We start from the raw sequence: 12,444 nt of genomic DNA on the forward strand, positions 1-12,444 counted from the left end.
CCTCACCGAGGCGTCCCACACGAAGCTGTCCTCCATCGGGGCGCTCCACACCGCGAGCTAGTCGGCGTCCCCGGTTGCCGCGCCGGCGATGCTCGAGTCGATTTCACCCGCCGTCCCGGAACGGTTTCGAAGCGAGAGCCCGACGAGTAGCCCCAGTCCGACGAGTCGAAGCGGGAACGTTATCGCGAAGATCGTCAGGAACGACGGTATTCCGGCCAGTCCCAACAGCGCCTCGACGACCAGCAAGAGCAGTTCGGGGACCATCAGGAGGATAGAGGCGATCGAGTAGAGCCCGCGGGCGGTCGGGCCGACCTGAGAGTACTGATAGCCGATGATCGTGACCCCGAGGGCGTAGACGCCGAGGAACATCCCGAGCACGGGGACCACGACGCTCGGGAGGAAAAAGCCCGGGTCGACCACGTCCGACCAGCCGATGACGCCCCATCCCGACGTGCGTTCGCGCAACAGGAGGATACCCGGCGAGAAGACGAACGCGAACGGAACGAGGATCTTGTTCAGCGACAGCAAGAACGCGGTCGTCGCGGTCTTGAACTCGTCGGCTTTCGCCACGCCGGCGCCCGCGAACGCGGCGACCGCGACCGGCGGCGTCACGTCCGCCATCAGGCCGAAGTAGAGGATGTAGAGGTGGACCGCCAGGATCGCGATGCCCGTCCCGCGAGCGATCGGCGTCTCGAGCATCGCGACGAGGATGATGTACATGACGGTCGTCGGCATCCCCATGCCGAAGATGATCGCCGCGACGCCGGTGAGGACGAGCAACAGCAACATCGAATTCCCGCTGACGGAGCTGATGAGCGCGGCCAGGTTCGGCCCGAGCCCTGAGAGGCTGATGACCCCGGGGATAACGCCGGCGGCGGCGACGGCGATGACGACGGTCGTCGCCGTTCGAGCGCCCGACTCCATGGATTTGAGTACGAACCCGCCGAATCGGTACCACGCCTTGCTCGCGAGCGACGGCCGATCGAGAACCTGCGTACTCCGCTGTATCGTCGTCTCGACCGAATCATCGAGCTCGAGAAGCGGGGAATCGATACCGGGGCGAGCCAGCATGACGACGACGCTGACGAGGATCGTAATCGTGCCCAGATCCGCCGTGGCGGCGGTGGCCGCAGTTCCAAGCGAGAGTGCCCCGCCGGCGGATTGACCGGTAGCGACGGCGCCGAGCGCCTCGAGAACGCCGCCGCCGTAGAACGCGAACGCGCCGAATTGCGCCAACAGGAGCGCAGCGATTCCGCCGAACAGCGGGAGCCGAGTCCGCTCGTCGTACGCGGTCAAGGCCGCGATGAGCGCGACGACGGCGACGATGGTGTACCAGCCGGCCCGGTTGATCGACAGGCGAGCGATGATCAGGAAGTACAACAGGAGCGCGAGCGGGACCAGGTAGAACCACCCGCTTCGGACGTGCGATCGCAGGTTCGGAAGCTGCTCTCGCGGGAGACCGCCGATCCCGGCCCGCATCGCCTCGAAGTGGACCATCACCCACATCCCGAAGAAGAAGGCGATGGCGGGCAGCGTCGCGGCGATGATCACGTCCGGGTACGGCGTCCCCGTGAACTCGACGATGAGGAATGCGGCCGCGCCCATCACCGGCGGGAGCATCTGTCCGCCCGAGGACGCGGCGGACTCGACCGCGCCCGAGAACGACGGCGTGTACCCCGACCGCTTCATCAACGGGATCGTAAACGCGCCGGTCGTCACCGTGTTCGCGATCGACGAGCCGGAGAGCATCCCCATGAAGCCGCTCGAGACGGTGCTGGCCTTTGCAGGCCCGCCCTTTCGAGTGCCGGTCAGCGAGTACGCCAGGTCGATGAACCACTTGCCGGCGCCGCTCATCTCGAGGAACGCGCCGAACAGGATGAAGATGTAGATAAAGCGCACGCTGACGGTGACGGGCGTGGAGAACACTCCCGCTTCGACGGTGTACCACAGGTTGTAGACGATCTCCGTCCAGGTTTCGGGCTGGACCGACAGCGCGCCGATCACCGAATCGCGCGGGACGAAGTGGCCCCACTTGGCGTAGACGATGAAAAAACCGACCAGCGACATCAGGATGAGGCCGAGGGTCCGACGCGTCGCCTCGAGCACCAACAACAACCCGAGCACGCCGAGCAGGAAGGCGTAGGACACCTCGTCGATCGGGATTCCGACCATGGCGATGGCGCTGGCGACGGGCTCGAGGATCGGATACACCCCCTGAACCGGCCGCGTTGGCCCGAACCGCTGGAACGCGATCGTCTGGATCTCCTCGAACTCCGTGAGGATGTAGAGGGCGGGCAACACCGAGAGCACGGCCAGACAGCAATCGACCGGCGTAATACGGTTCATATCGGTATCGACGACCGCCCAGCGAACGCCGTCGCCGAGTCGCTCGACGAGACGCGTCGGGGCGGCGTCAGTGCCGAATCTGGCACGCGTCGCCGGCTCGAGGCGCGCGAGACGACGCGAGAGGAACCCGTCCCCGCGCGTCGTCGGGAACAACAGAAACGCTAGCACGAGCGCGAAGGTGACGTGGATCGCGTTAACCTGCAGTTGCTGGAGCGACGTGAGCTGGTACTCGCCGACGATCGGAAGCGTAACGGCGATATTGTAGCTTCGGGCGGCGAGCCACAGCTGAAACGCCGAGAACGCGATCCCGACGAACGCGACGAGGATCACCGCGACCCCCTGAAGCGTCCGACGGCGTTCGACCTCCTGGATGATCTCCGCCTGTTCTTCGTCCGAGAGCGATTCCGATTCGTCGGTGTCTGTACTCATAGTTGCTATCTACGCCGTATTCGATTCGGCTATCGTGGGGCCGTCCACCGCCGACGGCTGGTGAACGAGCGTCTCGAGCGTCGGTTCGTCCGGCGGTGCGTGCGAACTACCAGTTGCGGCGAGAACCCCCGCAATTCGGTCGCCAATGGGACGGTCCTCGACCGTGATGCGAACGGGGCCGTCGGATCGTTCGACCAGATCGTATCGCTCGCCGTCGACGACGAGTTCGTGTCCCGCGATCGATCCCGGCACGACGGGAAGCGTCTCGTAGGATCTGTTCGGACTGACGACGAACCCCTCTTCGGTCACCTTGATATCTGCGTCGGCGGGCAACCCGGCCCCGTGAGAATGAAACACCATCCGATCGGTTCGAAGCTCGAAGTCGTCGACGACGTAGATGTCCTGTATCGCCGTCTTCTCGACGCTATGGGTGTACGCGAGCGTGACGTTCTCGCCGTCTTCGACCGGCGTCTCGAGGATCACCTCCTCGGTGTGGGCGTCCGTGACGACGAGCGTCTTCGAGGGCGACGCGGAGACGACGAGCGCCGCCGTCGAGGCGAGTATCGTGAGAACGACGAGCGCGACGAGCGTTCGACGGAGCGTGTGCATAATCCGATGGCAGTTCGTGGTGTGTTCGATCGTGCGTTTCGTCGGTCGCTACCGCAGTGAAGATAGCCGATTATCACTACGCCGGTTCCGGATGCGATCCGGTGGAGCGGGCGCTCGGCTCACTCGAAGTACCGCTGTGCGCCCGGATGGAGGTCGATCGGCATCGCGTCCTGTGCCGAATCGACGTCGATGAAGTCCGATTTCTGCCCGATGTCGTCGGTGTTGTCGAATATCGCGGTGGTGACTTCCTCGACGATACCCTCGTCGACGCCGTCGTGCGTGGCGATCATCGCTTGGACCGAGACCGTGTGGACGTCCTCGTCGATCCCGTCGTAGGTGCCGGCGGGAACCACGTCGCTCGCGAACCACTCCGCCTCGGATTGAATCGCCTCGTTGAGATCCGCGGAGAGTTCGATCAGCGAGATGTCGTCGGTCGTCGCGAGCTCTTCGACCGAGCCGACCGGCCAGCCGCCGACGACGAACGACGCGTCGACGTCGCCGTCTCGAATCTGATCGGCCGCCGTCGCGAAGTTCGTGTTCTGTTCGTCGAAATCGCCGCTCCCGACCCCGGCGGTCTCGAGTATCTGAAGGGCGTTGACCTGAGTTCCGCTGCCTAAGTCCCCGGTGTTGACCGACGCCCCCTCGAGGTCGCTGATGCTCTCGATGCCGGAATCCGCCTGCGTGACGACGTGGATCGTCTCGGGGTACAACGTCGCGACGCCGCGAATGTTCGAGACCGGCTGGCCCTCGAATTCGTCGATGCCCGTTCCGGTCGCGGCGAAGTGTGCGACATCGTTCTGAATCAATGCGAAGTGGGCGTCTTCGCGGCTCAAGCTCCCGACGTTTTCGACGCTCGCGCCGGTCGACTGAACCTGCAGTCCGTGGGGCGTGTGCTCTTCGACGATCGATTTGAAGTCGCCCGAGAGCGGGTAGTACGTCCCGCTCGTCCCGCCCGCATGCCAGGAGAGGATCTGGCCATCTGCGTCCGGATCGGCTTCGCCGATGTCTCCGCCGCCGTCGCCGCCCTCTTGCTCGTTTTCTTGCTCTTCGGCGTCTTCACCGATGCAACCGGCGAACGCCGCGGTTGCAGTCGTGCCGCTCGCCGCGATGAACGCCCGACGTCTGATACGTGGACCCATGGATCCGACGTACAACGAGAGACCGTGATGGTTATTTGCAACACCAATTTCTATAGCCGACAAATACAGTCGTGTAATAGTGTCATATACGCCTCCAAAGCTGACCGCTCGAAATCGACTCGAGGTCGCGAAGACGGATACTTCAGGCGGATTATCCGAATTTATGGGGGCGTACGGCAGTCGAAAGCCGCCCGTACTCACGCCGGTCGCGTTTTCCCGATAAACGACGAGGGGACCGACTCGTCGGGATCGTAGAAGCGGCTCCGGGCGGCAAGTCCCATCCGCACGCGCCGTTCCCCGTCGTCGATACCATACGGATCGTCGACGTGGTGAGTTCTGGCGACCGTGAATGCTCGTATCCGCTCGGTGTCGTGGTTCTGCAGGCAGATTCGATCGCCGACCGCGACGGGCAGGTCCGCGAGGAACGATTCTTCGACCGAACACGCGTTCGCGTCGTTGAGGATCTCCCACTCGAGCTGTGCCGGTCTCACTTCTAACAACGCCCACGGATCCGGGTCGTACCCGCGAACGGCCGAATCGAACCTCGTCGGAACGTTGTCGTCGGGTTCGTAGAACCGCTCTCGAGCGTTCGCTCCGATTCTGACGGCCCGTGCGCCACCCTCGTCGTGGGTTCGAGCGACGTAGTACGGACGGACTTCGTCGTTCACGTCGTTTCGTACGAGAAGCGTTCCGCCGACGTCGACGGGGAGCCGCTCGAGGAAACGGCCGTCGACAGAGCACGCGACGGCGTCGTTGAGGATCTTCCAGTCGACCATAGCTGTCGACACCGACGCGTTCACCCACTCGTCCATCGGGACGTCCTTCGGTGGGAGGTCCGTGTTGTACCGCTCGCCCCGTTTGGGGATGTCCTCGGCGAGCGCCGGATCGATCTCGAACAGCGACCCGTCCGCCGTGGCCTCGAGCAGGTGTTTCACGATGGCTAACTCGTTTCGAATTCGCCGTCCGAGCGCCTCCTGGCCCATGTGCCCGCGCGTCTCGAGTAACATGCACGCGATCCCGGCCGCGCCGTAGCTATTTCGCGCGATGCCGAGTTGGTTTCCGCCCGGATAGCTGGTGACCGTCGCGTTCCCGAAGCGGTCCGCCTCTTCGAACGCGGCCCAGCAGAGTTGCTTCCCGAGCCGTCTCGTCTCGTCCGGAACGTCTTCGCGGGTCGGCCAGTACACCGAGTTCGAGACGATGTCGCCGTCGTCGGTCTTGTAGGTGAGCTGATTGTGCATATCGACCATCCAGAGCGGGTCGATCTCCTCGACGACGTCGACGATCGCCTGCGCCTCGGGAACGGGATTCTCCGGGTACTCCTCGGGACGGTTCTGATACAGTTCGCTTTCGGTCCAGTCGAACCAGTGATACCGATTTATATCCCAGCCGATTCCCGCCTGCGAGTAGGCGGTATAGAGTCCCTCGTCGGGATCGCGAAACGGCGCGTCCTCGTCGACGTTGAACCGGGTGAATACGTCGGGTTCGCCGCCATCGGGATTCGCCCGCACGATGGCGTGAACGGTCACGTTCTCGAGCACCTGGAGCAGCCGACCGCCGTGCCCGTATCTCGAGGAAATCTGACGTAACAGGTCGAGAAGCGTTTCGGTTCCGGTCGGTTCGTGGCCGTGTTGCTGGCTACAGAGCACCACGTCGATGTCGCCTTTTCCGACACTGGCCATCGGAACCGAACGACCCTGATTGGACGTTCCGATGGAGCGAATCGAGATCGAACCGAGCGTCCGTTCCTCGAGCCAACGAAGCTCGTCCATCAACTCCTCGTAGTCGTGAAACGCCTCGAGCGACTCGTCGTCGGGCCACGACCGGCCGAACGTCATATCTTCGGGCGACGCCTCACCGACCGTCGACGCGAGTGATCCGCCGACCGCTGCCGTACCGAGCCATGCGAGTGCAGTTCGTCGTCGCATGTGTGAGGGATACACGCATGGATAGATTAAAACCTGTATCTTTTTCATATTATGATAAGCTATCTATCTAGAATATTATCTCCGCTAGTCGGAGATTTTTCTCCTATTCTATCGAGTTATACGCGATGAAAGTGCGACACCACCGATCTGAGGGGGTGAGCGGGGACGGTGTCGGAGCGGAAGCGGTTTTATCGCCGAGCGGGAACGTCTAGTAACTGGACTCGATGAGTCGTCTGCTATCGATCCGTCGCGAAGCGAGCGAGCTCTGGGCGGGAGGCACCGGCAAGTCGTTGATCGCCATCGCGCTCGGATGGGGGCTGCTAAACGGAACGCGGATGATCTACCCGGTACTGCTCCCGGATTTTAGCGACGAGTTTGGACTGACGCATACGACCGCCGGGTTGCTCGTGACCGTCGTCTGGCTCTGCTATGCGATCGGCCAGCTGCCGGGCGGCGTCCTCGCCGACCGGTTCGGAGAACGAACGATGCTGACCGCGAGCGTCTCGCTCGTCGTCGTCGGCGTCGGTCTCGTTCTGGTCGCGCCGACGGCGCTCGCGCTCTACACCGCGACCGGTGCCGTCGGTCTCGGACTCTCGCAGTATCCGATCGCCCGAATCACGATCCTCTCGAGGCTCTATCCGGATCGTATCGGGCGCGCACTCGGTATTACGATGGCGTCTGGCGACATCGGGCAGACGATCATCCCGCCGATCGCCGGCGTCCTCGCAGCCGCCTTCGCCTGGCACCTCGGCCTCGGATTCGTCCTCCCCGTCCTGTGTCTCATCGCGGGCCTCATCTGGGTGACGCTGCCAAAGCACGGCTCCGAGAGTCAGAACGACGAGGAGGCCTCGCACGAGCACGACGGGTACGTCGACTACGTCCTGTACCTCCTGAGAGAGCTGCTACAGCGGAAGTTCCTCGTCGTCGGGGTGATCCTGTTCCTGTTCATCTTCGTCTGGCAAACGTTTTCGGCGTTCTATCCGACGTATCTGGTCGAGCAGAAGGGACTCTCGAAGACGGCCGCGGGCGCGCTGTTCGGGCTGTTTTTCGCGGTCGGCGTCGTCGCCAAGCCCGCCGCCGGTGTGGCGTACGATACGATCGGCCTCCGTAAGTCCCTGCCCATCGTCTTGGCTGGCTCGATCGTCGGCCTCGCTCTCGTACCGAGCGTCGAGGGGTTCTGGCCGCTTGCCGGCGTGACCGTTCTCGTCAGTACGATGCTCGGATCGGGCGCGATCACGCAATCGTATCTCGCCGAAGCGATTCCGGCGGACATACAGGGGACCGGGCTGGGGCTCGTCCGCTCGAGCGCCGCAATGTTGGGCGCGACGGGGCCGGTGCTCTTCGGGTTCATCGCCGAAAACGGCTACTTCGACGAGGGGTACGTGCTCCTGGCGGGTATCGTCGGATTGAGTACGCTCCTGACGGTGTTGATGCCTCGAACGGAGTCGGGCGAGTGACGGTCCCGTGAACCCAAAAGTAACTAACGTTCACCGGTCGTTCGCACAGGCATGCAAATCTCTATCATCGGAAGCGGCTACGTCGGGACGACGATCGCCGCCTGTCTCGCGGACATCGGGCACGACGTGATCAACGTCGAAATCGACGAAGATGTCGTCAAATCGATTAACGCGGGCACCGCACCGGTCCACGAACCGGGGTTACAGGAGCGGATCGCAGAACACGCCGGCTCGCAGCTCCGGGCGACGACCGACTACGACGCAGTCCGTGAAACCGACGTGACCTTCCTCTGTCTGCCGACGCCGCAGGCCGACGACGGGAGCCTCGATCTGGCAATCATGGAAGCCGCATCGGAATCGCTCGGTGCAGCGCTCGCGGACAAATCCGACGACCACCTCGTCGTCGTCAAGAGCACGGTCCTCCCGGGTACCACCGAGGACGTGGTCGCGCCAACTGTCGTCGACGCCGCGGGTCCGGGCGCTGATGAGAGGATCTCCTTCGCGATGAACCCCGAGTTTCTCCGCATGAGCACCGCCGTCACCGACTTCCTCGAGCCGGACAAAGTCGTGTTCGGAACCACAGATGACTCGGCCGCGGCGACGCTCCGAGAGCTCTATGCACCGATCCTCGAGCGCGAGAAGACCGATCTGGTCGAGACGGATATCCGCGAGGCGGAACTCATCAAGTACGCGAACAACGCCTTCCTCGCGTCGAAGGTCTCGCTGGTCAACGAACTCGGAAACATCGCCGAGGAGTACGGCGCGGACGCCTACGAGGTCCTCGAGGCGGTCGGCCTCGACGATCGGATCTCCGAGCGGTTCATGCGGTCGGGACTCGGTTGGGGCGGTTCCTGTTTCCCCAAGGATGTCAACGCGCTACGGGCAGGCGCGCGAGAACAGGGATACGAACCCGAACTGCTCGACGCCGTCGTCGCCGTCAACGACCAGCAACCCCGGCGACTCGTCGACGCGCTCGCAGCGCACGTCCCCCTCGAGGGGGCGCGAATCGTCGTCCTCGGCCTGTCGTTCAAACCGAACACGGACGATATCCGCAAGTCCCGGTCGCTCGATGTCATCGATCACCTCCGCGCCGCCGGTGCGACAGTCGTCGCCTACGACCCGGTCGCGATGGACAACGTGCGAGAGCGGTATCCCGACCTCGAGTACGCCGAGACCGCCGAATCGGCCCTCGAGGGCGCAGACGGGGCCGTTCTCGCGACCGACTGGGACGGGTTCGCCGACCTGTCGTTCGACGGCATGGCTCGGCGGGTCGTCGTCGACGGTCGACGAGTCGATATCGACGCGGACGAACTCGAGGTCTACGACGGTCTGACCTGGTAGTCGTGTCTCGCGAACGCGTTCCCCGACGCTGGCGGGTCGCGCCGATCCGTCAGCGGCCTCGAATTCCCCACGCGTTCGTACACTGCTCGGAAAGCGTTCAGCGGGCGACCAGTACGCTTTTGCGCTCCCGGCGGGGACGTGATGGCGATGGCAAACGATGGCGCTCGCGCGGACCCCGTCGCTCGCGGCGACGAGGTGACGGCCGTGAGTGAACGAGACCGCGATATCTCGCCCGAGGAGGTCTGTATCCTCATCCCGACGCTCGACGAAGCCGCGACGATCGGCGACGTGATCGACGGCTTTCGGGCACACGGCTACACGAACGTGCTCGTCGCCGACGGCGATTCGGACGATGCCACCCGGGAAATCGCGAGCGAGCGAGGCGCCCGGGTCCACGTCCAGTCCGGGTCCGGCAAGGGACAGGCCCTGCGCGAAGCCGTCGCACACGTCGACGTGCCGTACGTACTGATGCTCGACGGCGACGGCACGTACGACCCGGCAGACGCTGATCGGATGCTCGAGCCACTGGCAGACGGGTACGATCACGTCATCGGAAACCGGTTCGCAGATATGGACGACGACGCGATGAAGGCGCTGAACGGGTTCGGAAACCGGATGATAAACCGAGCGTTCGCGTTCATTCACGGCGCAGAGTACGAGGACATCCTCTCGGGCTACCGGGCGTTTACCGTCGATTCGTTCGACCGATTCTCGCTCGACTCGGACGGCTTTACGATCGAAACCGAACTCGCCGTCGAGTGCGTCAAACACAACGCCAAGACGGCAGTCGTTCCGGTCAGTTACAGCGCCCGCCCGGAGGATTCGGAGACGAACCTCCATCCCGTTCGCGACGGCGGGACGATCATCCTCGCGCTGTATTCACTCGCGAAGACGAGCAACCCGCTGTTTTACTTCGGCAGTCTGGGCGTCGGCGGGATCGTCTCCGGCGGCCTGATCGCGATGTACGTCCTGAGCAAGTGGATCTGGTACGATACCGGCCACGAAATCCTCGCAATGGTCTCGGCAGCGGGCATCTTACTCGGCGTCCAGTTGCTCATGTTCGGCGTGCTCTCGGACATGATCGTCACGCTCCACCGCGAACAACGCAACCACCTCGAACAAATTACGCGCGAAGCGAATCGAGAGGACTGAAATCGAGGGCGAGACGGACCCCGCTCAAAACGGGAGCAGCGATCGCATCTGCTGGACGACCCCGCCCGAGTGTTCCTGCCGATAGGTCTCGAAGACCGGATGCAACGCGTTGAGCAGTTGCTGACGCGACTCGAAGCGGGACTGTTCGACATCCTCGAGGATGACGCCGAGTGCGACCTCGCCCCCGTGGACGTCGTAGGGGATCTGTTCGTGGCCGAGTGCAGCCGCGACGTCGTCTTCGGTCGCCGGAAACGAGAGGTCGGATCGCCGCAGCCGCGCATCGACAGCAGCGATACCGAATTCCACGGTCTCCGGGTCGTTATCGTCGTTGTTCGATGGTGGCCGGACTCCCATACACCTCCCTTGGCAGGCGGAGGTAAAAATGGGTGTGGATACCGCCGGCTCACCGACACCGGCGCGACGGATCGCCTCGAGTTCGGCTGGCGACGAAATCCTCCCGGCGTCACCGCATCGCGGCGACCCGTTAGGACCCCCGAGGCGTCACCTCATCACGGCGATCGACGACGGAACTCTCGCGGTGTCACCCACCGCGGCGACACGTCTTTGGGGCTTCCGGCGAACGGTTTAGTATGACCGAGTACACTACCGTCTCCATCCCGAAGGAACTGGCGGACCGCGTCGACGAAACGATCGAGGGAACCAGCTTCCAGAGCACGAGCGATCTCGTTCGGTTCCTGTTGCGAAGCATCGTCATCCAGCACCAGCAGACCGATCAACTCACCGAGGCAGAGTTCGAGGAGATTACAGAGCAGCTAAAAGGGCTCGGTTACCTCGAGTAGCGATCGGCGAACCGCCAGGCTGGTTAGTCGAAAATCGACTCGTTGGACAGTGACTCGGCCGGCGGCTCCGCGTCGATGATCTCGAGTGGCAGGCGCTCGCCGCGACGGGTGAACGCGCCGAACGAATCGTCGGCGTCGGTCCAGGGCGGCACCGCCACGAAGATTATCTGTGCGAGGTCGTCCCGTCTTGTCACCGCGAGTTCGCGAACCGGATGCGAATTGAACCGCCCCTGTGACTGGCGGGCCGGCGTCGAGAGGTCGACGCCGAAGACGGCGTTGACCGAGTCGCCGACGTGCGGTAACACGAAGTCGGTGAACACGGGTGTCTCGGGCGGTAATTCCTCACCCCCGCGAAGCTCACCGGCTGGCGTGATCGACACGCCGGTCGAGACGCCGTTCGGATCGGCGTCGCGGGCGAGATCCAACAGGATATCGACCAGTCCGCGCGTTATGTAGACCACATGGGTAGTACGGGCGGCGGTTAATTAGCTGTATCCCCAGCGAATCGGATATCGGTTCGAATCCGGACTTACACTGGGAGCAGTTCCCGGACCGTTCGGCCGTACAGCCACGGCATCCGTCGCCGAGAGCTGGCGAGCGCGTCCGCGAGTGCGGCGTCTGCGTCCTCAAGCACGCCCGACCCGTGCCCGACGAGTACCCGGTCCGGTTCGAACCCACCGAGTTGCTCGCGCGGCGGAATCGCCCGAAGCGCCGGGTGGACGCCGAGGCGTTCGCCACGGGCCAGAAAGTACGACGATCCGCCGACCGACTCCGGGACGACCAGCGTTGCCCCCGCGGGGTCGTACAGCGCGACCTCCTGCCAAAATCGACTCTTTCGAACCACGTGGGCCTCGAGACCGGTATCCGCGAGTTCGGCACCGAACCGAACGATCGGTGCGTCGATGTCCTCGGCGACGCCGTCGAACCAATCGGGCAGGTAGACCTCGACGCCGTGTCGGTTCGCCACTGCCGCCGCGTCGCGTTTGTGGCGATCGAGCAGCGTGACCACGCCGGCGACCGTGCCGAGTTCCGCGAGCAACTCGTCGACTCCGTCGGCGTCGACGGGATCGATGACCCAGACGTCGCCGTCGATCTCGAGGGCGTGGCTCGCGCGGCGCATCCGCTCGTCGGGGTGGGCGATCCACCCGATGCCGCCATCGAAGCGGTCGATGACCTCGAGGCCGGCCGCTCGTTCGTCGATGCGAGATGTCATACCGCTCCGTACGGTCGGCGCGCAGTTAAATGA

General features: G+C 63.9%; 11 protein-coding genes. 4 read left to right on the forward strand and 7 right to left on the reverse strand.

The genetic code is table 11. From position 1 onward, the window contains the following. Positions 1–57: 57 nt before the first annotated feature. From EL22_RS08105 to EL22_RS08120, 4 genes are all read right to left on the reverse strand, one after another. Positions 58–2,775, reverse strand: a complete 2,718-nt coding sequence (locus EL22_RS08105; protein ID WP_050051021.1) for a TRAP transporter fused permease subunit — start codon at positions 2,773–2,775, stop codon at positions 58–60. Positions 2,776–2,784: 9 nt separating this feature from the next. Continuing rightward, a complete protein-coding gene (locus tag EL22_RS08110; protein ID WP_082146715.1) occupies positions 2,785–3,384 on the reverse strand; it encodes a DUF1850 domain-containing protein in 600 nt (199 codons plus the stop codon). Positions 3,385–3,503: 119 nt separating this feature from the next. Next, entirely contained in the window at positions 3,504–4,523 is a 1,020-nt protein-coding gene (locus tag EL22_RS08115; protein ID WP_050051022.1) for a TAXI family TRAP transporter solute-binding subunit, read from the reverse strand. Positions 4,524–4,720: 197 nt separating this feature from the next. Beyond that, positions 4,721–6,448: a M14 family zinc carboxypeptidase gene (locus EL22_RS08120; RefSeq protein WP_050051023.1), complete on the reverse strand. Its 1,728-nt coding sequence runs from the start codon at positions 6,446–6,448 to the stop codon at positions 4,721–4,723. A 224-nt stretch (positions 6,449–6,672) separates the two neighbouring features. Between EL22_RS08120 and EL22_RS08125 the strand changes: the two genes are divergently transcribed. The 3 genes from EL22_RS08125 to aglJ all read left to right on the forward strand — a co-directional run bounded on the left by EL22_RS08125 (position 6,673) and on the right by aglJ (position 10,398). Then, a complete protein-coding gene (locus tag EL22_RS08125) occupies positions 6,673–7,905 on the forward strand; it encodes a nitrate/nitrite transporter (protein WP_082146717.1) in 1,233 nt (410 codons plus the stop codon). A 51-nt stretch (positions 7,906–7,956) separates the two neighbouring features. Further along, positions 7,957–9,246, forward strand: a complete 1,290-nt coding sequence (gene aglM, locus EL22_RS08130; protein WP_050051024.1) for a UDP-glucose 6-dehydrogenase AglM — start codon at positions 7,957–7,959, stop codon at positions 9,244–9,246. A gap of 147 nt (positions 9,247–9,393) precedes the next feature. Then, a complete protein-coding gene (gene aglJ / locus EL22_RS08135; RefSeq protein WP_050051262.1) occupies positions 9,394–10,398 on the forward strand; it encodes an S-layer glycoprotein N-glycosyltransferase AglJ in 1,005 nt (334 codons plus the stop codon). A gap of 24 nt (positions 10,399–10,422) precedes the next feature. Here aglJ and EL22_RS08140 read toward each other — a convergent pair whose 3' ends face one another. Next, a complete protein-coding gene (locus EL22_RS08140; RefSeq protein WP_050051025.1) occupies positions 10,423–10,752 on the reverse strand; it encodes a hypothetical protein in 330 nt (109 codons plus the stop codon). Positions 10,753–10,988: 236 nt separating this feature from the next. On the opposite strand from EL22_RS08140, the gene EL22_RS08145 reads away from it, so the two are divergent. Beyond that, positions 10,989–11,198: a ribbon-helix-helix domain-containing protein gene (locus tag EL22_RS08145; protein ID WP_049952083.1), complete on the forward strand. Its 210-nt coding sequence runs from the start codon at positions 10,989–10,991 to the stop codon at positions 11,196–11,198. Between the two features lie 23 nt (positions 11,199–11,221). Here the strand turns inward: EL22_RS08145 and EL22_RS08150 are convergent, their stop codons facing one another. Both EL22_RS08150 and EL22_RS08155 read right to left on the reverse strand, forming a co-directional pair. Beyond that, a complete protein-coding gene (locus tag EL22_RS08150) occupies positions 11,222–11,659 on the reverse strand; it encodes a hypothetical protein (protein ID WP_050051026.1) in 438 nt (145 codons plus the stop codon). A 68-nt stretch (positions 11,660–11,727) separates the two neighbouring features. After that, positions 11,728–12,411, reverse strand: a complete 684-nt coding sequence (locus EL22_RS08155; RefSeq protein ID WP_050051027.1) for a hypothetical protein — start codon at positions 12,409–12,411, stop codon at positions 11,728–11,730. Positions 12,412–12,444: the final 33 nt, after the last annotated feature.

This window comes from Halostagnicola sp. A56, assembly GCF_000691505.1.
In the GTDB taxonomy this organism is placed as follows: Archaea; Halobacteriota; Halobacteria; order Halobacteriales; family Natrialbaceae; genus Halostagnicola.

Bases quoted from the DNA above. Each gene is read 5' to 3' on its own strand.
- aglM (WP_050051024.1), top strand. From the start codon at position 7,957: ATGCAAATCTCTATCATCGGAAGCGGCTACGTCGGGACGACGATCGCC.
- EL22_RS08140 (WP_050051025.1), bottom strand. From the start codon at position 10,752: ATGGGAGTCCGGCCACCATCGAACAACGACGATAACGACCCGGAGACC.
- EL22_RS08120 (WP_050051023.1), bottom strand. From the start codon at position 6,448: ATGCGACGACGAACTGCACTCGCATGGCTCGGTACGGCAGCGGTCGGC.
- EL22_RS08105 (WP_050051021.1), bottom strand. From the start codon at position 2,775: ATGAGTACAGACACCGACGAATCGGAATCGCTCTCGGACGAAGAACAG.
- EL22_RS08125 (WP_082146717.1), top strand. From the start codon at position 6,673: ATGAGTCGTCTGCTATCGATCCGTCGCGAAGCGAGCGAGCTCTGGGCG.
- EL22_RS08155 (WP_050051027.1), bottom strand. From the start codon at position 12,411: ATGACATCTCGCATCGACGAACGAGCGGCCGGCCTCGAGGTCATCGAC.
- EL22_RS08115 (WP_050051022.1), bottom strand. From the start codon at position 4,523: ATGGGTCCACGTATCAGACGTCGGGCGTTCATCGCGGCGAGCGGCACG.
- aglJ (WP_050051262.1), top strand. From the start codon at position 9,394: ATGGCAAACGATGGCGCTCGCGCGGACCCCGTCGCTCGCGGCGACGAG.
- EL22_RS08110 (WP_082146715.1), bottom strand. From the start codon at position 3,384: ATGCACACGCTCCGTCGAACGCTCGTCGCGCTCGTCGTTCTCACGATA.
- EL22_RS08145 (WP_049952083.1), top strand. From the start codon at position 10,989: ATGACCGAGTACACTACCGTCTCCATCCCGAAGGAACTGGCGGACCGC.